The sequence below is a fragment of the Coleofasciculus sp. FACHB-1120 genome (assembly GCF_014698845.1).
In the GTDB taxonomy this organism is placed as follows: Bacteria; Cyanobacteriota; Cyanobacteriia; order Cyanobacteriales; family FACHB-T130; genus FACHB-T130.
This window is the reverse complement of sequence record NZ_JACJTV010000035.1, coordinates 33,040-56,491: the sequence shown is the minus strand read 5'-3', so window position 1 is coordinate 56,491 and position 23,452 is coordinate 33,040. Positions and strand designations below refer to the sequence as shown.

21 protein-coding genes and 1 pseudogene are annotated in these 23,452 nt (G+C 47.6%); 16 read left to right on the top strand and 6 right to left on the bottom strand.

The features are described 5' to 3' along the window. A pseudogene (locus H6H02_RS22675) lies at positions 1-113 on the bottom strand (photosystem II D2 protein (photosystem q(a) protein)); the annotation flags it as partial. 437 nt (positions 114-550) lie between these two features. Here H6H02_RS22675 and H6H02_RS22670 point away from each other — a divergent pair. The 3 genes from H6H02_RS22670 to H6H02_RS22660 all read left to right on the top strand — a co-directional run bounded on the left by H6H02_RS22670 (position 551) and on the right by H6H02_RS22660 (position 3,113). Further along, the gene (locus H6H02_RS22670) at positions 551-1,117 is read left to right on the top strand and encodes a photosystem I assembly protein Ycf4 (protein ID WP_190822005.1); all 567 of its coding nucleotides are present in this window, start codon (positions 551-553) and stop codon (positions 1,115-1,117) included. A gap of 75 nt (positions 1,118-1,192) precedes the next feature. Next, on the top strand, positions 1,193-1,927 hold the full coding sequence (locus H6H02_RS22665; protein ID WP_190822003.1) for a peptidylprolyl isomerase: 735 nt from the start codon (positions 1,193-1,195) through the stop codon (positions 1,925-1,927). A gap of 25 nt (positions 1,928-1,952) precedes the next feature. Next, entirely contained in the window at positions 1,953-3,113 is a 1,161-nt protein-coding gene (locus H6H02_RS22660) for a beta-ketoacyl-ACP synthase (protein WP_190822001.1), read from the top strand. 109 nt (positions 3,114-3,222) lie between these two features. Here H6H02_RS22660 and H6H02_RS22655 read toward each other — a convergent pair whose 3' ends face one another. After that, complete coding sequence (locus H6H02_RS22655) at positions 3,223-4,008, bottom strand: RNA polymerase sigma factor SigF (protein ID WP_190822031.1); 786 nt, start codon at positions 4,006-4,008, stop codon at positions 3,223-3,225. Between the two features lie 326 nt (positions 4,009-4,334). Here H6H02_RS22655 and H6H02_RS22650 point away from each other — a divergent pair, with 326 nt between their 5' ends. The 7 genes from H6H02_RS22650 to H6H02_RS22620 all read left to right on the top strand — a co-directional run bounded on the left by H6H02_RS22650 (position 4,335) and on the right by H6H02_RS22620 (position 9,646). After that, entirely contained in the window at positions 4,335-5,063 is a 729-nt protein-coding gene (locus H6H02_RS22650) for a Bax inhibitor-1 family protein (RefSeq protein ID WP_190821999.1), read from the top strand. Positions 5,064-5,473: 410 nt separating this feature from the next. Beyond that, a protein-coding gene (prfB, locus tag H6H02_RS22645) for a peptide chain release factor 2 (RefSeq protein ID WP_190822029.1) occupies positions 5,474-6,581 on the top strand; the annotation gives its coding sequence in 2 pieces (ribosomal slippage) (positions 5,474-5,545 and positions 5,547-6,581; 1,107 coding nt in all). A 238-nt stretch (positions 6,582-6,819) separates the two neighbouring features. Then, on the top strand, positions 6,820-7,032 hold the full coding sequence (locus H6H02_RS22640) for a DUF3285 domain-containing protein (protein WP_190821997.1): 213 nt from the start codon (positions 6,820-6,822) through the stop codon (positions 7,030-7,032). Positions 7,033-7,054: 22 nt separating this feature from the next. Then, on the top strand, positions 7,055-7,561 hold the full coding sequence (gene ybeY, locus H6H02_RS22635) for an rRNA maturation RNase YbeY (RefSeq protein WP_190822027.1): 507 nt from the start codon (positions 7,055-7,057) through the stop codon (positions 7,559-7,561). A 116-nt stretch (positions 7,562-7,677) separates the two neighbouring features. After that, the gene (locus tag H6H02_RS22630; RefSeq protein ID WP_190414492.1) at positions 7,678-8,130 is read left to right on the top strand and encodes a diacylglycerol kinase family protein; all 453 of its coding nucleotides are present in this window, start codon (positions 7,678-7,680) and stop codon (positions 8,128-8,130) included. Between the two features lie 57 nt (positions 8,131-8,187). Beyond that, on the top strand, positions 8,188-8,775 hold the full coding sequence (locus tag H6H02_RS22625; protein WP_190821995.1) for an aminodeoxychorismate/anthranilate synthase component II: 588 nt from the start codon (positions 8,188-8,190) through the stop codon (positions 8,773-8,775). A gap of 91 nt (positions 8,776-8,866) precedes the next feature. Then, on the top strand, positions 8,867-9,646 hold the full coding sequence (locus H6H02_RS22620; RefSeq protein ID WP_190821993.1) for an MBL fold metallo-hydrolase: 780 nt from the start codon (positions 8,867-8,869) through the stop codon (positions 9,644-9,646). 50 nt (positions 9,647-9,696) lie between these two features. Here the strand turns inward: H6H02_RS22620 and H6H02_RS22615 are convergent, their stop codons facing one another. Together H6H02_RS22615 and H6H02_RS22610 are read right to left on the bottom strand one after the other, a co-directional pair. Continuing rightward, positions 9,697-11,034 carry an adenylate/guanylate cyclase domain-containing protein gene (locus H6H02_RS22615; RefSeq protein ID WP_190821991.1) on the bottom strand — a complete coding sequence of 446 codons (1,338 nt, stop codon included), beginning with the start codon at positions 11,032-11,034 and terminating at the stop codon, positions 9,697-9,699. Between the two features lie 80 nt (positions 11,035-11,114). After that, on the bottom strand, positions 11,115-11,657 hold the full coding sequence (locus H6H02_RS22610; protein WP_190822025.1) for a carboxymuconolactone decarboxylase family protein: 543 nt from the start codon (positions 11,655-11,657) through the stop codon (positions 11,115-11,117). Positions 11,658-11,990: 333 nt separating this feature from the next. Here H6H02_RS22610 and H6H02_RS22605 point away from each other — a divergent pair, with 333 nt between their 5' ends. Both H6H02_RS22605 and H6H02_RS22600 read left to right on the top strand, forming a co-directional pair. Further along, positions 11,991-13,280 carry an aminopeptidase P N-terminal domain-containing protein gene (locus H6H02_RS22605; protein ID WP_190821989.1) on the top strand — a complete coding sequence of 430 codons (1,290 nt, stop codon included), beginning with the start codon at positions 11,991-11,993 and terminating at the stop codon, positions 13,278-13,280. Between the two features lie 291 nt (positions 13,281-13,571). After that, positions 13,572-15,179: a peptide ligase PGM1-related protein gene (locus tag H6H02_RS22600; RefSeq protein ID WP_190822022.1), complete on the top strand. Its 1,608-nt coding sequence runs from the start codon at positions 13,572-13,574 to the stop codon at positions 15,177-15,179. Positions 15,180-15,292: 113 nt separating this feature from the next. Here the strand turns inward: H6H02_RS22600 and H6H02_RS22595 are convergent, their stop codons facing one another. Both H6H02_RS22595 and H6H02_RS22590 read right to left on the bottom strand, forming a co-directional pair. Further along, entirely contained in the window at positions 15,293-16,213 is a 921-nt protein-coding gene (locus H6H02_RS22595; protein ID WP_190822020.1) for a histone deacetylase, read from the bottom strand. Between the two features lie 75 nt (positions 16,214-16,288). Further along, entirely contained in the window at positions 16,289-16,507 is a 219-nt protein-coding gene (locus H6H02_RS22590; RefSeq protein ID WP_190821987.1) for a hypothetical protein, read from the bottom strand. A gap of 295 nt (positions 16,508-16,802) precedes the next feature. On the opposite strand from H6H02_RS22590, the gene H6H02_RS22585 reads away from it, so the two are divergent. The 4 genes from H6H02_RS22585 (at position 16,803) to H6H02_RS22570 (ending at position 23,448) form a co-directional block, all read left to right on the top strand. Beyond that, complete coding sequence (locus H6H02_RS22585; RefSeq protein ID WP_347342639.1) at positions 16,803-18,101, top strand: chloride channel protein; 1,299 nt, start codon at positions 16,803-16,805, stop codon at positions 18,099-18,101. Positions 18,102-18,343: 242 nt separating this feature from the next. Continuing rightward, positions 18,344-20,950 (top strand): DNA gyrase subunit A, encoded by a 2,607-nt coding sequence (gene gyrA, locus H6H02_RS22580; RefSeq protein WP_190821985.1) that lies wholly within the window; start codon positions 18,344-18,346, stop codon positions 20,948-20,950. Positions 20,951-20,973: 23 nt separating this feature from the next. After that, positions 20,974-22,677, top strand: a complete 1,704-nt coding sequence (lnt, locus tag H6H02_RS22575; protein WP_190821983.1) for an apolipoprotein N-acyltransferase — start codon at positions 20,974-20,976, stop codon at positions 22,675-22,677. Between the two features lie 72 nt (positions 22,678-22,749). Then, entirely contained in the window at positions 22,750-23,448 is a 699-nt protein-coding gene (locus H6H02_RS22570; RefSeq protein ID WP_190821981.1) for a Uma2 family endonuclease, read from the top strand. Positions 23,449-23,452 lie beyond the last annotated feature (4 nt).

The following is a 23,452-nucleotide window of genomic DNA, read 5'->3' as shown; positions in this document are numbered from 1 at the left end:
AATAGCAGTAGGCCAGACCAGCCGACAAATACGAAGCGATCGCGCTTGAGCCAGTCGTCAATGGCATCAAACCACCCTCTTGAACTTGGCGCGCGTCCGACTGCAATGGTCATTTCAAATCCTCTTACTATTGCGTCAAATCGTCTGAACTTGAGCAATTAACATTATTTATTTGACACGACCCACGTCAGACAGTAGTGGGATTTTTTTGGAGAAGTTTGCCGGGTTCTGTCTTCAACAGACACACTCGCTTGATTCCCCTGCGTGTCAATTTCCACTAACCTGTCGCCCTGATGCCGGGTTTCAGGCTACTGTTATTTGGGAATGGGGCGCTTTTTGTCCCCAAAGTAAAACCCTAGGGTTCTAGCACGTGTCCTCTATGATAAGAAAATATCAGAATTTTTACAATCTGACACGTACTTCTCATTAATCTCTATCTCAGTGAGATTGCTAAATCAATAGCATAAATCCCTGGGAAGCTAGATAATCTGAATCAGTCCGATCTTAAAAACTTTCCTTAACAACTTTGGCGAACACAGAGTTTTCTTTCATGGCTGCACCGACAACATCCACAAGTAACCGCGTTCTCCGTCAAGAGGTTTTAGGCTCTCGTCGCTTGAGTAACTATTGGTGGGCAACCGTAGTCTCCTTGGGAGCTACAGGCTTTTTATTGGCTGGAATTTCAAGTTACCTAAAAGTCAATCTGCTACCCTTTGCTGACCCCACCAAGTTACTTTTTATCCCTCAAGGGATAGTCATGGGATTGTACGGGATTGCTGGGTTACTCGTAGCGCTCTATCTATGGATGATGATTCTTTTAGACGTAGGGGGCGGTTACAACGAGTTTAATCAAGAAACCGGATATATTCGCATCTTTCGATGGGGCTTTCTCGGTAAAAACCGCCAAATTGAAGTTGGCTGCCGCATCCAAGATGTCCAAGCGATCCGAGTGGAAATTAAAGAAGGTCTCAACCCGCGCCGGTCGATTTATCTGCGCGTCAAAGGACGCCGTGATATTCCCCTGACGCGAGTTGGAGAACCGCTACCCTTGTCAGAGCTGGAAAATCAGGGTGCCCAACTAGCTCGCTTCTTGGAAGTTCCCATCGAAGGTCTCTAAGGGTTCTTGGTTGAGCCATCTCATATCTGCATAAGATGATTCAGTAGCTCTAGCTACCAATGAGGTGAAATAAAAATGCAGAGACAAATTCGGCACTGGTTTATATTACTTTTTGCGATCGCAGGACTGATGTTGGGGGGATGTACCACAGAGCAGGCGACTTCCTCGGATACCAGCCCCACAGCAACTGCCACTCCAGCGAGTAGTCCCAAAACAAGCAGTTTGCCGCGCTTAGAAGGTAAAGCCACCGTAGTTATGACGGTTAAAGGCTCGCCCATTACGATTGAAGTCGATGGAACGAATGCCCCAATTACCGCTGGTAATTTCATCGATTTAGTTCAAAGAGGTGTCTACAACGGACTGGTGTTTCACCGCGTAGTGCGGGACCCGCAACCCTTTGTTGCTCAGGGTGGCGATCCGCAAAGTAAAGACCCGAATGTGCCCACAGAACGTCTGGGGATGGGCGGTTTTATCGATCCAGCGACGGGTCAAGTGCGTTATATTCCCCTCGAAATTAAGCCCAAAGGGGCAGAAAAACCCGTTCTCAGCGAGACGCTCAAAACTGCGGGTGTTTCTCAACCCCCGCAGTTGCGACATACTCGCGGCGCTGTCGCAATGGCTCGCTCATCTTTACCTGACTCGGCTTCGTCGCAGTTTTACATTGCTTTAGCCGATGTGCCGTTCTTGGATGGTGACTATGCTGTTTTTGGCTACGTCACCAACGGGATGGAGGTCGTTGACAAGATTCAGCAGGGCGATCGCATTGAATCAGCTAAGGTGACGAAAGGTGCGGAAAACCTCAAGAAATAGCAATTTGCGATTCGCTAGCTAATCGGTGGAGATTGTCGTTACTGGGATTGGCTTAGTCTCGGCTTTGGGTAACAGCTTGCAGACGAGCTGGCAACGTTTAATCGCCGGTCAAACTGGCATTCAGTTGTATCAACCTTTTCCAGAACTTGCTCCCCGACCCTTAGGACTGATCGGCAAACAACCCGCTGAGTTAGCAACCCTGACTCAGCGGGTTGTTGCTATGGCGCTGGAAGATGCTGGTTTAGTTTCGCCTTTGCCCGACTGTGGAGTCGTCATTGGTTCGAGTCGCTCCTATCAGGCATCTTGGGAGAAATTGGCGCGGGAGTTTTATCAGGATGCCGAACCAGTAAAATCGCGGCTATGCAAACACCTGCCAACCCAGGCTTTTTTGGAGACACTGCCCCACATGAACGCGATCGCAGCCGCTCGTCAAATCGGGGCAACTGGGTCAGTCTTGGCACCAATGGCGGCTTGTGCAACTGGAATTTGGGCGATCGCGCAAGCCGCTTCGCTCTTGCAAACTGGGCACTGTCAGCGAGTCATTGCTGGGGCAGTGGAAGCACCGATTACACCGCTGACCCTGACAGGGTTTCAGCAGATGGGCGCTTTAGCTCAAACGGGTGCTTATCCTTTTGAGCGGCGGCGAGAAGGCTTAGCCTTGGGAGAGGGGGGAGCCGTCTTGGTACTAGAATCCGCAGAATTGGCAAAGTGTCGCTCAGCACGGATTTATGGTCAAGTCCTGGGATTTGGCTTGACATCAGATGCTTATCATTCAAATGCGCCAGAGCCAGGAAGTTGGAGTGCGATCGCGGCGGTAAAGCAATGTTGCGATCGCAGCAACCTTTCCCTTGCGGACATTGATTACATTCACGCTCACGGTACCGCTACCCAACTCAATGACCAAAATGAGGCGCAGCTAATTGAGTATTTATTTCCCCAAACGGTGCCGGTCAGTTCTACGAAGGGAGCCACAGGTCATACACTGGGAGCATCGGGAGCCTTAGGTGTCGCTTTCTCCCTAATGGCATTGAAGCATCAGATATTGCCACCGTGCGTGGGGTTAAAGGAACCAGAATTTGATTTAGATTTAGTCACGGTACCGCGTCAAGGTGAAATTAAACAGGTGCTTTGTTTCAGCTTTGGTTTTGGGGGGCAGAATGCGGTGGTAGCGTTGGGGCAAATATAGCTACACAAAAAAAATAAGGTGGTATAAACCACCCTACAAACTCTCTACTAATTTTTAACTGGCGACTACTTCCCAAACAAGCCGTCTTGTGATTCTTTCCAGGAAGCCTCTAACTAGCCAAACGCTCAGTTGATTGAGGTTGCAACAGTGATACCAACTGCTCAACTCCTCTTTGAAGATGCCGTGTCACTGTCATCGGGCTGACACCAATTCGCTTAGCGGCTTCTTTCCGGGGAAGATCGCGCACCAACACTAACTCAATTGCTGCTTGAGTTTTGTTGTCCAAATAACTCATCGCCCCTTCCAGCTCCTGCCGTTCTTCTTCTTGACTTTGCCAAGATTGATAGCGAGGGTCAGGCAGTGTCTCCGCCAACGTCACCTGAAAGTCAGACTGCTCAAAAATCACACTATCTAAACTTAATGGTCGGCAGTTTTGAGCCGCAACCTTGCTTTCACTCCAGTCTTCTAGGGATACTTTAATAGCTTGGGCAATTTCCGCTTCTTTTGGCGAGCGCCCTAAAGTTTGTGCCAGCTCTTTCCGCGCCTTTTGTCCTTCCTGCTGGATTTCCTGCCAGCGACGAGGCATTTTCATTACGCCGCTTCTGTCGCGTAAATAATGCAACATCTCGCCGCGAATGTAAGGAACTGCAAAGGAACTAAAAGCATAACCTTGATGGGGATTGAATCGCTCAATTGCGCGAATCAAACCGAGATAGCCGAGTTGTTCCAAATCTTCATAAGGTTCCGAACACTGATAGCTGACTCGATGAGCCATCTTCCGAACCAGTCCAGCATTCAACTGCACCAGTTGATTGCGAACTTCAACTGATGGATTTTTATAGTAAGCAATCAAAAGTTCCATCGAATCGGAGCTGCAAGAAGATTGAGTCGCCATTGTCAAAGCCTCTGTAAAACCACCCCGTTTGGGAGATTGGGAAATCGCTATCTCTTCATTTCGTCTAACTGAATTCATTTTCTGTATAGGCGCATTGAAGAACCATCGTTGGATTACGGAACTCACAGAGAGCCTCTCCCGGAATGTCAGCATATATACGTAAGTTGCAGTTTGAGGTAGGCGAAAACGCATCCTTGCCTTAAAAACAAACTGAAAGGACTTGCTTGGTGGAACCCACTAGCAGAGGACTTCGGCTCTACGTCACAATTGAATTAGACAGGCGATCGCGTTCTGTAAATGACTCGTAATATTTCTGAGGAAGTCCCATGAGTAACACCAGCAACTTCCGTCAAGCGATGCGTGAGGCTAAAAATCACGCCCTCGTTGGCCCCAATGTTATTGCCAATGCCCTTCCCTACGTAGGCGCTGGACTTGTCTTAACCGCACTTGGCACCTACGGAGGTCTTGGCGTTCTCCGTTCTAACCCAGGGCTATTCATGCCAACCTTCTGGGTTGCCCTGGTTGCAGAATTCGCCCTTTTTTTCGTTGCCCAAAATGTTGCCGTTAATGGCAAGAAAAGCGTTGCTCTGCCCCTCCTGGCTACCTACAGCCTGCTCTCTGGCTATACCCTAAGTGGATTGATATTCGTGGCTCTAAGGACGCCTGGGGTCGGTGTGGCAGGAATTGGTTTTGCTGCCCTCGGCTGTGGCGTTACCTTCATTGCTGCAAGACAGATTGGCTCCAATCTCTCGGAGCAAGACGGCATGGCTTTGACTAAAACAGTACAGCTAGGCATTATTGCCCTCGTTGTTGTGCTAGTGGGTCAGCTATTGTTGTCTATGTTTGGTGTTTATACACCTACTTGGCTAGAAATTGCCATTTCTGGTATCGGCGTGTTTTTGTTTGCCGGTGCGGCTGTAGTGGATTTCTATATCCTGCCCCGCTCTTACCGCGATGACCAATATCTGCCTGCTGCTTTGTCGATGTACTTGACGTACATCAATTTGTTCATCTTCATTCTGCGGTTGCTGATCGCTTTCAATAGCCGCGACTAAGAGCCAAAAGTTCCATTAAACGCACATAGCATGAAGCCGTGGGAAACCACGGCTTTTTTTGGAACTGGACATTTACCAACAAACTTAGATAAATTTGATTGCAGTGCAATAGGAGCAGCGATCAAGAAAAAGCGCTACAGCGATGCTAGAAATCTTAAACATCAAACGTGAATTAGAAACGTTATTTCAGCGTCTGGATAAAGCTCAAGACTATCTTTAACTTTCCAGCAGTTACTCCACAAATTCAATCTTAATTGGGTAATAGGTAAGAAATAATTGGTAACTTCCCCCTGTTCCCCTAATCCGTTCTCTTTGTTCAGGTCTTAGTGATGGGGAGAGAGACTCCAGCTAAAATCGAAAAGAGTGCAATTTTACTACCAAGCGCTCATTGGAAAAAGCTCAAAACAATGATTGAACTCCTAGACATTAAACGCGAAGTCGAAACGTTGTGCGATCGCCTGGGTAAAACCCAGGACTATCTTTGACGTTCCTGCTTTAACTGCCAAAATTCAGGACTTGGAGCAAGTCGCGGCTCAACCGGATTTTTGGGATGACCAAACGACTGCCCAGAAAACCCTCCAAGAACTCAACGATCTCAAATCTCACCTAGAGCAATTTCACCACTGGAAAAGCAGCCTGGAAGACGCCAGGGCGGTTGTGGAACTGTTGGAATTAGAAGCCGACGAGTCACTGCTTTTGGAAGCTGAAAGCAACATTACTAAGCTCAATCAGGAACTTGAGCGATGGGAGTTGCAACAGATGCTTTCCGGTACTTATGACCAAAGCGGAGCCGTTTTAACCATTAACGCCGGTGCGGGTGGCACAGACGCCCAAGACTGGGCGGAAATGTTGTTGCGGATGTACACTCGCTGGGCGGAAAACCACGGTTACAAAGTTACCTTAGCGGAAATCTCCAAAGGAGAAGAAGCGGGGCTTAAGTCAGCCACCTTAGAGATTGAAGGGCGTTATGCTTATGGCTACCTGAAGGCAGAAAAAGGAACCCACCGGCTGGTGCGGATATCGCCTTTCAACGCCAACGACAAGCGCCAAACAAGCTTTGCTGGAGTGGAAGTAATGCCAACTCTGGATAGATCCGTGACTCTGGACATTCCAGATAAGGATTTAGAAATCACCACCTCTAGGGCTGGTGGTAAAGGTGGACAAAATGTCAACAAAGTAGAAACTGCGGTGCGGATTGTTCACATTCCCACCGGGCTTGCCGTGCGCTGTACCGAAGAGCGAAGTCAGCTGCAAAACAAAGAAAAAGGTCTTGCCATCCTCAAAGCTAAGTTGCTGATTGTCGCCCAAGAGCAACGCGCCAAGGAAATTGCTGACATTCGAGGCGATATGGTAGAGGCAGCTTGGGGCAACCAAATTCGTAACTACGTTTTCCACCCGTACCAGATGGTCAAGGATCTGCGGACAGGTGTGGAAACGACTGCCATTAACGATGTGATGAATGGCGATCTCGATTCGTTCATTGAAGCCTATCTGCGCCAAGAAAATCAGCTGACCTAAAAGCTGCGCCCTTGGATCTTTAGGGTAGCCTAAAGCAGAGGGTTACTTAACCAGCAAGACACCAAGAAATTAGTAACATCGGGTGGACAGAGGAGCGATCGCTCCTCTGTCCATTACTTGCTGATTCGGTGATTTGCCATCAATTGCGAAACAAACTGTTACATTGTTGGAAGAAAAGTTTATCCCTGGCTTATCATCAGCTGGAAAAACCACTTTTGAGCCTTAAGTAATTATCCTTATGAGCAACTCCTCTTCAACGCCACAAGCAGCATCACAAACTTCAGAAGCCATTTCTGAATCGACACCCGCCTCAACAGAGCCTCAAGCCAGCTATGTGAAGCTGGCAATGCGAAACATGGTACGAAAAGGAGGCACTTCGTTAAAACATTTTGCCCTGTCAACCATTGGTCTTGTGGCGCTGTTGATTGGTCTTTCCTACCTGACTCGTTAATCCGGAACACGGTTGTATGGGTATAAACATTGAAGTTAGCATCCAAGACTATTTCTTCTCGTCCAATCCAGCCGATGCCAGTGCCCAAGAAGAAATTTCACCTGAAACTTGGGAAACTTGGTTTCATCGTTGGATGGAAACTCTGCATCTAGATATTCCTCAAGCGGATACCTATGAACTGAGTTTGCGCCTCACGGACGATAAAGAAATACAGACCCTTAATGCCCAGTATCGTCATCAAAATAAACCAACAGATGTATTGGCTTTTGCATCCTTAGAGGTAGACTGTCCTCAGCCGATGGATTTTTTAGAGGATACACCTCTGTATCTTGGTGATATCGCCATCTCCGTTGAGACTGCGACTCGGCAGGCTCAACAGCAGGAACATCCCTTAAAAACAGAGCTAGCCTGGTTAGCGGCTCACGGTTTGCTTCATCTACTCGGCTGGGATCATCCCGATGAAGATAGCCTGACTAAAATGTTGAACCAGCAGGAAACTTTACTCCAGGTTATTGGTCTTACTATCTAGCCTAGCTATACCCAATAGCCCTCATCTGTACTTAGATTCAAGACTTAGATTTAAGTTTCGCCCACGCGCCAGCCGGAGCGATGGTTCATGCCCTTCAGCCCCGTAAAACCCTTGCCATGTCTCAAGAAATTTCCACACCTTCTTTGAACCACTCAGATGTAGTGAAACCAAACCGGGATTTAGCTTGGCGAATTGCGCCGAACTTAATAATTAGTTTTAAATATGCTTGGGCCGGACTTCGATATGCCTTTATTACCCAACGCAACTTTCGCATCCATGTAGTTATAGGCACCCTAGCCATTGGTTTGGGTGTCTTTTTGCAGTTGAAGGCAGTCGAAATGGCGGTGATTGGGATAACCATTGGGCTAGTGTTGGCACTGGAGTTATTGAATACCGCAATTGAGTCAGTTGTTGACTTAACGGTTAAGCAGGCTTACCATGAGCTTGCCAAAATTGCTAAAGACTGTGCTGCCGGTGCCGTTCTGGTTTCGGCGCTTGTGTCGGTATTGGTAGCTGGTTCGCTGCTTTTGCCACCCCTTGTAATTCGGATTCAGTCGATGCTGCGCTAAATAGTTTTGAGTTTTGAGTTTTGAGTTGAAGGCTTCTGACTCACAAGGAGTTTACATTTGATTCTGGTTATTGATAATTACGACAGTTTTACCTATAACTTGGTGCAGTATCTGGGAGAACTGGGCGCTGAACTGCCCGTAGCATCTGAAATTCAGGTGTATCGCAATGACCAAATCTCCTTAGAGCAAATCGAAAAGCTTAAACCCGATGGAATTGTGATTTCGCCGGGACCAGGGCGTCCAGAAGATGCGGGAATTTCCCTGGAGTTAATTCAACAGATGGGTTCCGGGGTACCCATTTTGGGCGTTTGCCTGGGGCATCAAGGTATTGGTCAAGTATTCGGTGGTGAAATTGTTTCTGCACCGATGTTGATGCATGGCAAAACTTCTCCAATTCATCACACAGGTGTAGGCGTATTTCGAGGATTAGATAATCCCTTTACCGCTACCCGGTATCATAGTTTGGTGATTGACCGACACAGCTGCCCAGATGTCCTGGAAATTACGGCTTGGGTAGACGACGGAACCATCATGGGCGTCCGGCATCGGAACTATCCGCATATTGAGGGCGTCCAATTTCATCCGGAGAGTATTCTGACGGCTTCAGGAAAGCAACTGCTGCGAAACTTCCTGGAATCGCTTTAGTGCTAATGGCTAATGGCTAATTGTTCATTGCTCAATTAAGCATTAGCGATTAACTAATAACTAATGACTAATGACTGAGGACTAAATTCTGATGAAACGGCGACAGTTGATGCGCTATGCTGGGGCGGGTTTGCTTACAGCATTAGGAACAGGCTTGGCTTCTGGATTTCAGACTTATCAGGCGGCAACCCCTGGTGGATCTGTCTCTGTGAAATGGCTGGGGCATACCAGCTTTTTGTTTACTGGGAGTGGTAAACGAGTCTTGGCGAATCCCTTTCAGAAGCTGGGCTGTACGGCTGGGTATCGTTCATCGAAGGTGCCAGCGGATTTAGTGCTAGTCAGCAGCCTATTACTTGATGAAGGGGCGGTGGAAGGGTTGCCCGGGAATCCCCAGTTTTTATATAAGCCGGGAGTTTACCAGGTTGACGACCTAAAAATTCAAGGAATGAGCATTAACCACGATCGCGACGGTGGACGGCGGTTTGGCACGAACGTGGCTTGGCGTTGGACGCAAGGGGGAATCAATATTCTGCATTTAGGCGGTGCTGCTGCACCGATTGATATTGAGCAAAAAATCCTGATGGGGCGTCCCGATGTATTGTTAGTACCCGTAGGCGGAAGTGACAAAGCCTACACGCCTCAGGAAGCCATGCAGGCTGTCAAAGTCCTCAATCCAAAATTGGTGATTCCCACGCATTACCGCACCCAAGCCGCCGATTCTGCGAGTTGCGATATTGTCTCTGTGGATGAATTTTTGGCATTGATGGAGGGAACGCCGGTGCGCCGCGTCAATAGTGACACTTTGACGATTAAATCAACGGATCTGCCAGAAAATGGTCCAGCGATCGCAGTGATGAGTTATAAGTTTTAAACAGTCATTAGTGATTAGTCTCTAGTTATTATTTGGTTAATGACTATTGACTATTGACTACGCCCCGATTGGATTGCCGCATAAAGTTGATTAAAATCCTCATTGGGTAACAATCCTGTTGGATCTAGGGAAAAGCATTTTTTGAGACGGGTGACAAGATACATATCAATGTCACCCTTGTTTTTTGCATTTATTCTTCCCCGATATTCACAATCAAAAAATTTTTCCACTAACTCAAACGTGGCTTTTGAAATATTAATGTTGCCAGAAATACCAGAGGATTCCATCCTGGAGGCAGTATTAACGGTATCGCCCCAAACATCATAGGAAAATCTATTATGTCCGATCGCACCCGCTAGCAATCCTCCTGAGTGGATGCCGATGCGGACTTCCCAATAAGGATGATTATTTTTGATTTTTTCAAGTCGCCGCCATTTCATAAAAGCTTGAATTTGTAAAGCGGCTAGTACAGCATCAATGGCATGAGTGCGGTTAGGAGTGGGAATTCCTCCAACACACATATAACTGTCACCGATTGTTTTTAATTTCTCTAGCTTGTGCGTTTCAATGAGCATATCGAAACACGAAAAGCAATAATCTAATTCATCAACTAAATCTTCGGGAGTGAGTTGTTCGGCTAATTGAGTGAAATCTTTAAAGTCGGTAAACAATACTGAGGCAGATTCATAATACACGGGTTTAACTTTACCAGTGCGTTTTAATTCATCGGCTACACCTACAGGAAGTACGTTCAGTAACAGCTGCTCAGATTTGCGTTTTTCTGCCTCTAGCTGGGCATATAGCTGATTTAATTGCGCGAAGCCACTGGCGTTACGAATTGCTGCCGATACTTGCAAGGCTAGTAAATAACTAATGCGTAAATCTTCCTGAGTGTAAGCGTGGGCTTGGGTCGTTGCGAAGTTGATAGTACCAATGACTTGGCGATCGCTCTGTAGGGGGACGAATATCTGGGAAGCATAAGAGTCCAGAAAACCAGATGGAGAACCTTCTCGAATCAGTTGTGATTGACCCGTTTTCATTGCCCGACCTAGAGGGCTGTCCTCTGCGACAATCGTGGCAGTCAACTCTATAGGAGCGCCAAATAGCGTTACGAGGCGGCAAGAACTGGTATCGGTGCAGATATAGACGCTACAATGCTCGAAATCCAAAAGCCATTTGGCTTGTTTACCAACAACCCGCAAAATCTCGTCTATATTTAGGGTGCGGTTAATCGCTGTCGCAATTTCATTGACAGCGGCAATGCGGCAGGAAAGAGCTTGGGCTTCAGCAAGCAGACGGCGGGCTATCAGCAGTAGTGGTTCGCGAGCTTGTTTTTCTAGCTCATTGCTACTATCAAACTGAGGGAAAGACTCATAGGTGTTGCCCATTATCGGGATGATTCTGTTTCTCCTGAAATTTAACGAACGACATTCTCAAGAAAATACGAACTCACGAGAAAACTGGCAATTTACAATTGGTCAATTTCGAGAGCGATCGCGTCTGTGTATCGATTTATGCTGGTAAATAAGTCAGCAGTGGCAATAATCTCGAAGATTTCTGAGTCATCTAGCCCTAACTCTCGCAGATTTTGGTAGTCTTGCGCGGTCAGTTCGTGGGGTTTAGTCCCGGCAAGTAATCCAAAGCGAATGACGGCTTTTTCGCGCTTGGGAAGCGGACAGGCAGCAAAGTCTGAAACCAGTGTCCGGAGAACTTCTTCGCTCATTCCTAGCGCTGATAATCCATGCAAGTGAACGTTGAGGGCATAAGGACTGTTGTGAGCTTGGGATATGGCAACCCCCACCATTTCCTTTAGGGTACGGGGCACATCTCCTTGCAGGATGGTAGCGCGGAATTTTTTCCAATTCGCTTCCAGCACATCGGGATTTATCGCCATTGATTTGAAAATGTTGGGAATGATGCCAAACCCTAGTTCAGACAAAATTTCGTTATATACTGTTTTGACCTTTAAATCTGTGACTTCATCTTGTTCTTGAAGGGGGAAGCGAGTCATAGTTGCCTCTATCATTCGTTTGTAAAATTGCTGAGCGAGATGGAAGCGGTTTTTTTGTTATCTAAATATTTTGTTTTCATTCATCAATAGATGCACGAGTCGATCGGGAGTAGTGTTCCCTCGAGTGCAGTTATTTGCGATCGCGTCGCCAACTCTCCGTAAAAATCCCTAAGGATTCAGAAAATTTTAATTCGAGCTGTATTCGATTACACCCTATAAAGATTTGTTACCAAATCTCTAATAGTATAACCTTGAAAATATATTGGTCAATTTGACTGACTGGACCACTTAGGACTCGACCACTTAGAAGAACAAAGCTACGCAATTGAGATTATGCAAGCAGAATACGCAGCGCGTCGCGAGCAGTTGATGGCTAAAATTGGCACTGGTACTGCCATCTTTCGGAGTGCCCCAGTGGCTGTCATGCACAACGATGTTGAGTACACTTTTCGTCAGGATAGTGATTTTTATTACTTAACTGGATTTAACGAACCAGAGGCGGTAGCAGTTTTAGCACCCCACCATGCAGAACACCGATTTGTATTGTTTGTCCAGCCGAAGGAACGAGAGAAGGAAGTTTGGACGGGCTATCGCGTCGGGGTGGACAAGGCAAAAGAATTCTATGGGGCGGATGAAGCTTACCCGATTGCAGAACTAAATGAGAAACTACCTCAGTATTTAGAAAAAGCCGATCGGATTTATTATCATTTGGGACGCGATCGCGATTTCAATGAAACGATTCTCACCCACTGGCAGCGGTTGATGGCGGGTTATCCCAAGCGGGGTACGGGTCCCATTGCGATTGAAGACACCAATCCGGTGCTTCATGGGATGCGACTGGTGAAGAGTCCAGCCGAGATAGAATTGATGCGTCGTGCGGCTGATATCTCAGCAGAAGCTCACAACTGGGCGAGAGAATTCGCTCAACCGGGGCGTTACGAGTACGAAGTGCAGGCGGAGATAGAACACATCTTCAGAAAGCAGGGTGGAATGGGGCCAGCTTATCCCTCAATTGTTGCCTCTGGCGCGAATGCCTGCGTGCTGCACTACATAGAGAATAATCGGCAGATGCAGGATAACGAGTTACTGCTGATTGATGCGGGTTGTTGCTACGACTACTACAACGGCGACATCACGCGCACCTTCCCGGTCGGGGGCAAGTTTACGCCAGAACAGAAAGCGCTTTACGACATTGTATTGGCAGCGCAGTTACAGGCGATCGCGCAAGTTCAACCCGGAAACTCCTACAACTTAGGTCACGACACGGCAGTGCGTGTTTTAGTCGAAGGTTTAATCGATGTAGGACTCCTAGCAGGTGATATTGAAGAAATTATCAAAGAGGAGAAATATAAACCCTTTTATATGCACCGCACCGGACACTGGCTGGGTTTAGATGTCCACGATGCCGGTGTTTATAAGCACGGGGAAGAAGTCTGGCAGAGTTTGCAACCGGGTCATGTGCTAACAGTGGAACCGGGTCTATATATTGGACTGGATGTAGAACCCGCCGAGGGGCAACCTGCAATTGATGACAGGTGGCGTGGCATTGGTATCCGCATTGAGGATGATGTGTTAGTTACTGAGTCAGGACATGAGGTGCTAACGGCGGCGGTTCCCAAGTAGATGGTTAAACTTCACACTTGCTCTCTCATCTTTCACTAAGCCCTGAGAAGGAAATTTCGGGGCGATTGCATTCCCAGTCCGCCTGCGCGGCGCGAACTAACTCAGATAATCAAGGGTTTTGTAACCATGCTCCCGGCAGGGTTTGTGTGCTTGCTGTTGCTGTGCAGTTTCAACTGCTAGGTATAAGTCAAGCAGAATTACAGTTTTGTGTCGCAAAGCCCATATTTTCCCCCTTATCTGGGTAAAATCGCTGATAGGGGCAGCGTTGGGAGCAAGGCGGGGTCTATGGTAATGCAAGGTGTAAATAATTCTTCTAAGCAGGCGGAGCAGTTTCAACTGCTTCAAGCCCAACTGCGCGATCGCTGGCAGGGAGTCGATTTGTTCGACAGCGATGACTACGATATTTTAGTGATTCCTTCGGTCAGCCTCGATCAGCGGGAACTGCTCAAAATTCAGGGCTTTCTCAATTATGAAGAACGGCTGCTCTTTTCTTTGATTCGCCTGCGACACCCGCGCACGCGGCTGATTTATGTAACTTCTCAGCCGTTACCGCCAATTGTGATTGATTACTACTTGCAACTGTTGCCGGGAATTCCGTTCTCTCATGCCCGCGATCGCTTGCTACTATTTTCTACATACGATTCCTCAGCCAAACCTCTGACTCAAAAGATTTTAGAGCGCCCGCGCTTGATGGAGCGGATGCGACAAGCCTTGCGCCCCGAAAAATCTTACATGATCTGCTATAACTCGACCTTGCTAGAGCGAGATTTGGCAGTACAGATGGGCATTCCCCTTCTGGCGCTCGATCCCGATTTACTCACCTGGGGTACCAAAAGCGGCAGTCGGAAAATCTTTGCAGAGTGTGGGGTTCCGCATCCCGATGGCAGCGACAGTGTTTGGAATGCAGAAGACTTGGGTATAGCAGCAGCCCAATTGTGGGAACGCCAACCGCAGTTGAAGCGGATGGTTGTCAAACTCAATGAAGGATTTTCCGGAGAGGGGAATGCGCTACTGGATCTCAGACCGATCAAAAATGTAGCACCCGGAGAAGCTTCCCATGCAGAAAGGGTAGCTGCGATTAGCGATCGCTTTTCCTCCTTAAGCTTTCAAGCCAAAGCAGAAACTTGGGAAAATTTTTCCAGCCGTATCCCAGAGTTAGGGGCAATTGTCGAAGCTTTTATTGAAGGGGAGGAGAAGCGATCGCCTAGCGTTCAAGGTCGCATTGACCCCAATGGAGAGGTAGAAATTCTCTCCACTCACGACCAAATTCTCGGTGGGCCAGATGGTCAGATTTATCTCGGTTGCAACTTCCCAGCCGATGAAACTTACCGACTGCGCTTGCAGGACTTAGGATTGCGTGTGGGGCGAAATTTGGCAAAAAAAGGAGCTTTAGAACGCTTTGGTGTGGACTTTATTGCCTGCCATCACCCCGAAAAATCTGGGGAACAGTGGGATATCCAAGCGATTGAAATCAATCTGCGGAAAGGCGGGACGACTCACCCGTTTATGACCCTCAAGTTTTTAACTAACGGTCGCTATGATAGTTCCACAGGTTTGTTCTATAGCCAACAAGGTCGCCCAAAATACTATGTTGCTACCGACAACCTTCAAAAAGAACGCTATGTCGGGCTGCTGCCGAATGATTTGATGGATATTATTGCCCATCAGCGGCTGCACTTTGATACCAGTACAGAAACCGGAACTGTATTCCATCTCATGGGTTGTCTTTCCGAGTTCGGCAAGCTGGGATTAACGAGTATTGGTGATTCTTTGCAACAGGCAGAAGAAATTTACAACAAAGTTGTGAAAGTCCTAGATGAAGAAACTAAAACTCGCCCTAGTTCTTCTTCCTCGGCATCCCATCCCAGTCCTCCCATTGCTTGGAGTGGAAAAAGTTAAAGAGTTGGGAGTCAACAATATCAAATTGAGAATCTAAACTAGAGCCTCTGTAAACCGAGTTTAATCGGGGTAGTTGGTGTCAAAATTTCATGCAAAAACTGAGCGCAAAAAGCCTATACTAAACATCGCTCAATCGTCGATAGAACAGATTTCGCTAATGCTGAAAGGTCATAACCGCCCTCAAGACCAAAAACAATGCGACGAGTCACTTGCAGACAATAATCGGTAAATAACCCATAATCTTGCGGTTGCAGGTTCATACTGGCTAATGGGTCATCTGCATTGGCATCATAACCAGCGCTAACTATCAGCAAATCCGGCTGAAAATTGGTTAAAAAAGGTACGATTTTTTGCTCAAAAAGCGGTTGGTAATCAGTTATTGTGCTGCCGGGAAACATAGGGAAATTCAGCACATTGTTGTGGATGCCACGTTCTGAAGCTTTGCCGGTGCCGGGATAGCAAGGAGATTGGTGCAAGGAACAGTAGGCAATCTGGGGGTGAGTTTCGACAATGTTTTGCGTGCCGTTGCCATGATGAACATCCCAATCAAGGATGGCAACGCGATTGATGCTGGGTTGTTCGAGGGCGTAGTGGGCTGCGATCGCTGCATTGGAAAATAAACAAAACCCCATGCCATAATTACGTTCTGCATGGTGTCCGGGGGGACGTGCCAGCACAAAAGCTGGGTTATTAGTGGCGAGGACGCGATCCACCCCATCCAGCCACGCGCTGGCTGCAAGCATTGCCACATCGTAACTCCGCGGGGAAACGAGCGTATCGCCACCATCCAAATATCCGCCACCATTTTGAGCAATCCGCCGAACTTTCTCAATGTGTTGTTGAGTGTGGACTTGTTGTAGGATTGGTGCGATCGCGCGGTTCTCGACCGGCGTTGGCAGCTGCCATTCAATTTGAGATGCCCAAGGCGCAGCCTTTAAAGCGTCCACAATTGCCGTCAGGCGTGCGGGTCGTTCTGGATGGGATCGACCCGTATCGTGATCGAGAAATTCATCCGAGTAGATTACAGGCAGCATAGTCCGAGAAAGGTTGGCAGCAGCAGGGGCGATAACAGGCAGCATCAATGGTTTCTGGCATTGTCTGCACCTTGCTTAATCGCGCTTCAAATCATCCCTCAAATCTTCACCTTCGTTGTACATTCGAGGTGCCACCGCCGGGTTATTCTTCAGTTCACCTGCCTCTGCGTTCAATAGAGTTTCGTTAATTGACGGAGGCTGTTTTATCTTAGCGATCGCTTCTTTCACTTCTGGGTCTAGTGCTTCTTCTTGTTCGTTCATCTCTTCATCTTGAGAAACTTGTTCAGCGCTCATATATATTTACCCAAATAGGTTTAACTGTTCGTGACTCAGCTTAAACTCCTCCGTAGGGAGACATACACTGTCTTGAGGCTTAAATTTTAAAATGCCGTCTGCCTTATCCGTCCTCTCTGGCTTCTCCTGGATCATCCAACAGAAACTTATCGCGTAGATAAGTTGTTCATAACTAACTTCAAAATTTTGTATCTTATGATTCAATTTATGAATAAAAAAGTATAACTTTTACGCCCGATTGCGGAGTCTGGGCGGAGGAGAGAACTCTTTTACCTGCAATAGCGAGGAACTAGCAGTGTTACCAGAAAAGCCCAACCCCCCCGATCGCACTCAACGCTGGAGATTTCCTCAACTTTTTGGCTTGGCAAAGCGGAATCCGATCATGATTTCACGCTGGGTCTTACGCTGGACAGTTGTTGGTATGGCTTGTGGCTTATTCGCTGGGTTGTACTGGAACGTTCTAGAGTTCTTGATTCACATCCTCAACCGGGTTGAGGGGCCGACTCTGCTGCTGGTGATGCCACTTGCCGGGTTGCTGATCGGCTTGGTGATTTATTTTCTAGGGAATCCCGGTGAAATTGCCGTACTTGTCGATAATATCCACTTTCGCGGCGGACGCCTGGATGCGACCAAAAATCCCTCGATGATTCTGGCATCCCTACTCAGCATATCCGCCGGGGGCAGCGCTGGCCCAGAAGCACCGCTGGTACAAGTCACCGGCTCGTTGGGAACTTGGGTTGCTGACCGCTTGAATTTGCAGGGAGAAGACCTGCGATCGATGAGTTTAGCAGCGATGGCAGCGGGTTTTACTGCTTTATTTGGCGCACCCCTTGGCGGTGCCATGTTTGCCTTAGAGATTTTGCACCATCAACACGTTTTGGAGTATTACGAAGCAATTCTGCCAGCGATTGTGGCGAGTTGCGCGAGTTATCTAGTTTTTGCGGCAATTACCAAGCTAGGGATTGCACCAACTTGGCATTTTCCTCAGTACACCCTCGACAACATTGATGATTTTGCGATGGCGCTCCTGTACGGAGTCATTGGAGCCGTAGCCGGATGGGTGTTCATGAGCATTTTTCGAGGATGCGATCGCCTTTTGGCTCGAATTCCCGGCCCCATTTATGTGCGGACGACTTTTGCGGGGTTAGGATTGGGTCTTTTAGCGACTCTTTTCCCCCTCACCCGTTATTTTGGACACGAAGAGTTAGCAGAAGTCCTCGATCGTGATTTTTCAATCGCTTTCTTGTTAACGCTCGCGATTGCCAAAATGGTAGCGATTTCCATCACAGTCACGGGTGGTTGGCGGGGTGGGTTTATCATCCCAATCTTTTTCACGGGTGCTTGTATCGGCAAAGCGATCGCCCTGTTGATTCCAGGATTGAATCCTGCCCTTGCCATGATTTGCGTCATGGCGGCTTTCAATGCATCGGTAACGCGGACGCCTGTAAGTACAACTTTACTGTTGACGAAACTAACGAACATCAGTCCGTTAACGCCTGTCTTGTTTGCCAGTTTGATTGGCTTCTTTCTGGCTCCTAAAGCACCTCTGATTACGGCTCAACTCAAAACGAACCAAGAAGCGATCGCAGAGTAACCACAGTCAGTTGAAAGATTGCTAATTGAAGGTTGTTCATGACTCGTGGCAAAACGCATTATTAGCCACGAACGATTCGGCATTCTTCCATCAGCAATTAAGCCTTAAATAATGACTGAGAAAGACCAAAATGTGATAGAATTTTAATAGAATTTGTCATTATTTGGAATTAAGGCGGAACTTATTGCAAGGCTTTGCATATTATCTGCCATTTTTCTATACTTTTGGAGCTTTTTCACAGTATGACCACTTCCCCGGAGCGGATTATCCCCACGGATTTAGGGAGCGAGATGTCCCGGTCTTACCTGGAATACGCGATGAGCGTAATTGTTGGTAGGGCACTCCCAGACGCTAGGGATGGTCTGAAACCCGTACACCGGCGGATTCTCTACGCCATGAATGAGCTGGGTCTTACCCACGATCGACCTTTCCGCAAATGTGCCCGTGTGGTGGGGGAAGTGCTGGGTAAATACCATCCTCACGGTGATACAGCGGTATACGACGCCCTAGTGCGGATGGCGCAGGATTTTTCCATGCGTGACCCGCTGATTAACGGACACGGCAACTTTGGTTCGGTGGACAACGATCCACCAGCGGCAATGCGATACACCGAATGCCGCTTGCAAGCCCTTACAGGAGTTGCCCTCCTACAAGATATTGAATCGGAAACGGTAGACTTTGGGGATAACTTCGATGGTTCCCAGCAAGAGCCGCTGGTATTACCTGCACGCATTCCCCAGATGTTGCTCAATGGTTCTTCTGGGATTGCCGTGGGGATGGCAACGAACATTCCCCCACACAATCTGGGAGAGTTAATTAATGGATTGATCGCCTTGATCCACAATCCAGAGATTACCGACCTGGAGTTGATGCAGTATATCCCTGGCCCAGACTTTCCGACGGGTGGGCAAATTCTGGGAGTTTCTGGGATCAAGGAAGCTTATACGACTGGACGCGGCTCGATTACAATGCGGGGCGTTGCCCAGATAGAAACCATTGAGCATCGGGGGCGTCCTGACCGGGAAGCAATCATTATCACTCAGTTGCCTTACCAAACGAATAAGGCGGCGCTGATTGAGAAAATTGCCGAAATGGTGAATGAGAAGCGGTTAGAGGGGATTGCCGATATTCGGGATGAAAGCGATCGCGATGGAATGCGGATTGTCGTAGAACTCCGGCGAGACGCTTATCCCCGCGTTGTCCTGAATAACCTCTACAAGCAAACCCCCATCCAAGCAAACTTTGGGGCGAATATGCTGGCGCTGGTAAATGGGGAACCCCAGTTACTCAGTATCAAGAAATTCCTCACCGTTTTCCTAGATTTCCGGATTGAGTGCATCACCCGGCGCACCCGCTACGAATTGCGGAAAGCAGAAGAGCGAGACCATATGCTACAAGGGTTGCTGATTGCCCTGTTGCACCTGGATGCGATGATTGAGCTAATCCGCAGAGCCGCCGACACCCCAACAGCCAAAGCGGAAATGATGGAAACTTACGGGTTGTCTGAGTCGCAAGCGGATGCGATTTTGCAGATGCAGTTGCGACGTCTGACAGCACTGGAAGCTGAAAAAATTCGCTTAGAACACGAAGAGTTACAAGCGCAAATTGCTGATTTGCAGGATATTCTGGCGAACAAAAGTCGCATCCTGGAAATCATTGAAAATGAAGTGTCGCAAATCAAAACTACCTTTGCAACACCGCGACGAACTACCATCGAACACGCGGAAGGTGAGATTGATGACACTGATTTAATTGCCAACGAAAAAGCCTTAATTCTGCTAACAGAGCAGGGTTATATCAAACGGATGCCAGTCAACACTTTCGAGGCGCAAAGCCGCAATACGAGAGGGAAGAAAGGCACTGGCATGAAAGAGGATGATGGCGTTGAGCATTTCCTCACCTGCTGCGACCACGATAGCGTTCTATTTTTTAGCGATCGCGGTGTCGTTTACTGCCTCAAGGCGTACCAAATCCCAGCTTCGTCTCGCACAGCGCGGGGTATCCCGATTGTGCAAATGCTGCCCATCCCGCGAGATGAGAAAATCACCTCCATCGTGCCGGTTACAGAGTTTACCAGCGATGAATATCTGGTGATGCTGACGAAGGGTGGTTACATCAAAAAGACAGAACTGTCTGCTTTCGGCAATATTCGGGCAAATGGCTTGATTGCGATTTCTCTGGAAGAAGGCGACCAGTTGCGGTGGGTGCGAAGAGCGAGAGCTGATGACAGCATCATCATTGGATCTCGGCAAGGAATGGCAATTCACTTTAGAACCAATCACGAGCAACTGCGTCCCCTCGGTCGCGCCACGCGAGGAGTCCGGGCAATGGCTCTCCGCAATGCGGATGAACTGATTAGCATGGATATCTTGCCAAGTCAAGTGGTTGCGAAGATAGTCGAGAGTGAGGCGTCGGAAGCATCGGCAGCATTGGAAGTAAGCAGTTCGGAAGCATTGGAAGCAACCAGTGAAGACGCCCCCATCCTCAATGGTCAAGGGCCGTGGGTGTTGGCGATTACAATGGGTGGATACGGTAAGCGAATCCCGGTTTCTCAATTCCGCCTGCAAAATCGCGCCGGGATGGGGTTAGTCGCCACGAAGTTCCGGAAGCCGAAGGATCGACTCGCAGCATTGCGGGTGATCAATGAAGGCGATGAGCTAATGATGGTGACGAACCGAGGCATTATCATCCGTCAAGCAACCGATGCGATTTCCCTGCAATCCCGGATGGCAACCGGAGTACGGGTGCAACGGCTGGATGAAGATGATGCGATCGCTGCGGTTGCTTTAGTACCCCCCTCAACTGACTCGACTGACTCGACTGATGATGAGGAAGAAGTAGAGAATTAAAAATTAAAAGTGCAAAATTAAAAATGAAGAAACTACCTTTTTTAATTTTTAATTCTGCATTTTTAATTTCTCTGTTAGGTGGCATCTTGATGGGACTGACAACAGCTCCCATCCAAGCATGGCCCCTCGCTTGGATCGCCTTAACTCCTCTGTGGATTTTAATCCTTAAAAAGGGAGAATTGAAACTTAAGAAAGGAGGAGAAACTTCTTCATTCTTAAGGTTTAATTCTCCCTTTTTAATCGGTTTGGCGTGGGGGATTGGCTATCACGGCGTCGCTTTATCTTGGATTACCGGGATTCACCCGATGACGTGGTTGGGGGTTCCCTGGCTGGCAAGTTTAGCGATCGCATTCTTCTGTTGGACTTTCATCACCCTTTGGGGAGCCGTATTAGTCGCTATTTGGGCGGCTGTAATGGTAATTTTAAATAATTTTCAAAACTCAAAACTTAAAACTCAAAACTTAAAACTCAAAACTCTAATTCGCGTCCTAATTGGCGTTGCTTTGTGGTGCGGACTAGAAAGCCTTTGGGGTTCCGGATCGCTATGGTGGACTTCCCTTTCCTATACCCAAAGTCCTCACAACCCAGCTATTCTACACCTTGGTCAAATCTCTGGCCCCAACACAGTAACCGCAGCAATTGTAGCAGTTAATGGCTTAATTGCCGAAGCATGGATTCACCGCAAACAACACACAAGACAAATAGAAGAAACGAATTCTTCCCCCTCTTCCTTCGTATCCTTTTCGCCTAAAGCGCTAACGCGCATGGCTTCGCTAACGCAGTTCGTTCTCCATCCAGGTTATTTAAGCATTGCGGCTGGATTATTGATCGCATTACATCTGCTCGGATTCGGACTGTATAGCCGTCCCTTAATTCAAACTCCCGAAACCGCATTAAAAGTAGGAATTATTCAAGGCAATATTCCCAATAAACTTAAATTCGATCCAATTGGCTGGCGTCGCGCCATCGAAGGCTATACCAGTGGCTACAAAACATTAGCCGACGAGGGAGTTGATGCTGTTTTAATCCCCGAAACAGCATTACCCGTCCAATGGACACAACCAAGCTGGATTCGAGATTCTTTTTTACAAGCAATTTTAGATAAAGGTGTAGTTGCTTGGATAGGAACCTTTGGGGAAGCGGGAAATGATTATACAAATAGTCTTTATACGATTACTGGTACTGGTGAAACTTTTAGCCGCTACGACAAAACAAAGTTAGTGCCTTTAGGGGAATTTATTCCCTTTGAAAAAGTTTTAGGGAAACTAATTGACAAACTTTCTCCTCTCGATGCTCACCTAATTCCTGGCAAAACACATCAAATATTTGATACACCTTTTGGGCGTGCAATTGTGGGGATTTGCTATGATTCTGCCTTTCCCGAACTGTTCCGGCGTCAGGCGGCTGCGGGTGGGGAATTTATCCTTACAGCCTCTAATGATGCCCATTACACCTCATCAATGATGGCTCAACATCACGCTCAAGATTTGATGCGGGCAATTGAAAGCGATCGCTGGGCTGTCCGCGCTACGAATACTGGATTTTCTGGCGTCATAGATCCCCACGGGAGAACCTTGTGGATATCTAAAATGAATACTTACCAGCTACACGCAGCAACCATTTACCGACGACAAACGCAGACTTTATATGTGCGGTGGGGCGATTGGTTAACACCCTTTTTGTTGGTATTAAGTGTGATTAGCTGGTTTATTTTTAACCGCCGATGAGTATAGATTAAGGCAGATATTTGTCGATTTTTTAATAGTTATGATGGGATAGTTAGTTATAGCTAGCCGCTTATGTTTAAGTACAACCCGCTAGGCTGCTTACCTTCTTCCTACGATCTGCCTGACTCTGACGATACCCCTGTGGATAATGAACTGCAAGATTTGATTCCCGGTTTGCTAAAAGCAATACTAGCAATTGTGTGGGCAAATCGCTGGGATTGGTTTTTTGGGGTTGATATGGGGGTTTATTACGACCCCGACAAATCGGCTATTGTACCGGATGGATTTCTCAGTATAGGAGTTGAGCGAGTTTTTGATGAAGGCTTGCGCTTAAGTTATGTGCTTTGGGAAGAGAATTGCGTACCTATTTTAGCGATTGAGGTAGTTTCCCACAAACGGCGAGGAGAATATAGCAGCAAGAAGAAATTTTATGCCGAAATGGGAGTGTTGTATTATGTTGTCTACAATCCTCAACGTCGTAGAAAAGCGCCGCTAGAAGTGTATCGCTTAGTTGATGAGGAATATGTATTAGTGTCTGGTGAGCCAGTTTGGTTGCCAGAAATTGGTTTAGGAATTGGCAAAGAACGCGGAACGTATCAGGGAATAACGCGGGAGTGGCTTTACTGGTACGATGAGCAAGGACAAAGATTGCTGACACCAGAAGAACGTATCGTGCAAGCAGAACAACGCAGTCAGCAAGCAGAACAACGCGCCCAAATGTTAGAAGAAAGGCTGCGATCGCTCGGTGTAGATCCAGATTTACTACCTTAAAAAT

Coding starts and splice junctions, on each gene's coding strand:
- H6H02_RS22670 (WP_190822005.1), top strand. CDS start 551: ATGGCTGCACCGACAACATCCACAAGTAACCGCGTTCTCCGTCAAGAG.
- H6H02_RS22665 (WP_190822003.1), top strand. CDS start 1,193: ATGCAGAGACAAATTCGGCACTGGTTTATATTACTTTTTGCGATCGCA.
- H6H02_RS22655 (WP_190822031.1), bottom strand. CDS start 4,008: ATGGCGACTCAATCTTCTTGCAGCTCCGATTCGATGGAACTTTTGATT.
- H6H02_RS22650 (WP_190821999.1), top strand. CDS start 4,335: ATGAGTAACACCAGCAACTTCCGTCAAGCGATGCGTGAGGCTAAAAAT.
- H6H02_RS22640 (WP_190821997.1), top strand. CDS start 6,820: ATGAGCAACTCCTCTTCAACGCCACAAGCAGCATCACAAACTTCAGAA.
- H6H02_RS22630 (WP_190414492.1), top strand. CDS start 7,678: ATGTCTCAAGAAATTTCCACACCTTCTTTGAACCACTCAGATGTAGTG.
- H6H02_RS22620 (WP_190821993.1), top strand. CDS start 8,867: ATGAAACGGCGACAGTTGATGCGCTATGCTGGGGCGGGTTTGCTTACA.
- H6H02_RS22615 (WP_190821991.1), bottom strand. CDS start 11,034: ATGGGCAACACCTATGAGTCTTTCCCTCAGTTTGATAGTAGCAATGAG.
- H6H02_RS22610 (WP_190822025.1), bottom strand. CDS start 11,657: ATGACTCGCTTCCCCCTTCAAGAACAAGATGAAGTCACAGATTTAAAG.
- H6H02_RS22605 (WP_190821989.1), top strand. CDS start 11,991: ATGCAAGCAGAATACGCAGCGCGTCGCGAGCAGTTGATGGCTAAAATT.
- H6H02_RS22600 (WP_190822022.1), top strand. CDS start 13,572: ATGCAAGGTGTAAATAATTCTTCTAAGCAGGCGGAGCAGTTTCAACTG.
- H6H02_RS22595 (WP_190822020.1), bottom strand. CDS start 16,213: ATGCTGCCTGTAATCTACTCGGATGAATTTCTCGATCACGATACGGGT.
- H6H02_RS22590 (WP_190821987.1), bottom strand. CDS start 16,507: ATGAGCGCTGAACAAGTTTCTCAAGATGAAGAGATGAACGAACAAGAA.
- gyrA (WP_190821985.1), top strand. CDS start 18,344: ATGACCACTTCCCCGGAGCGGATTATCCCCACGGATTTAGGGAGCGAG.
- lnt (WP_190821983.1), top strand. CDS start 20,974: ATGAAGAAACTACCTTTTTTAATTTTTAATTCTGCATTTTTAATTTCT.
- H6H02_RS22570 (WP_190821981.1), top strand. CDS start 22,750: ATGTTTAAGTACAACCCGCTAGGCTGCTTACCTTCTTCCTACGATCTG.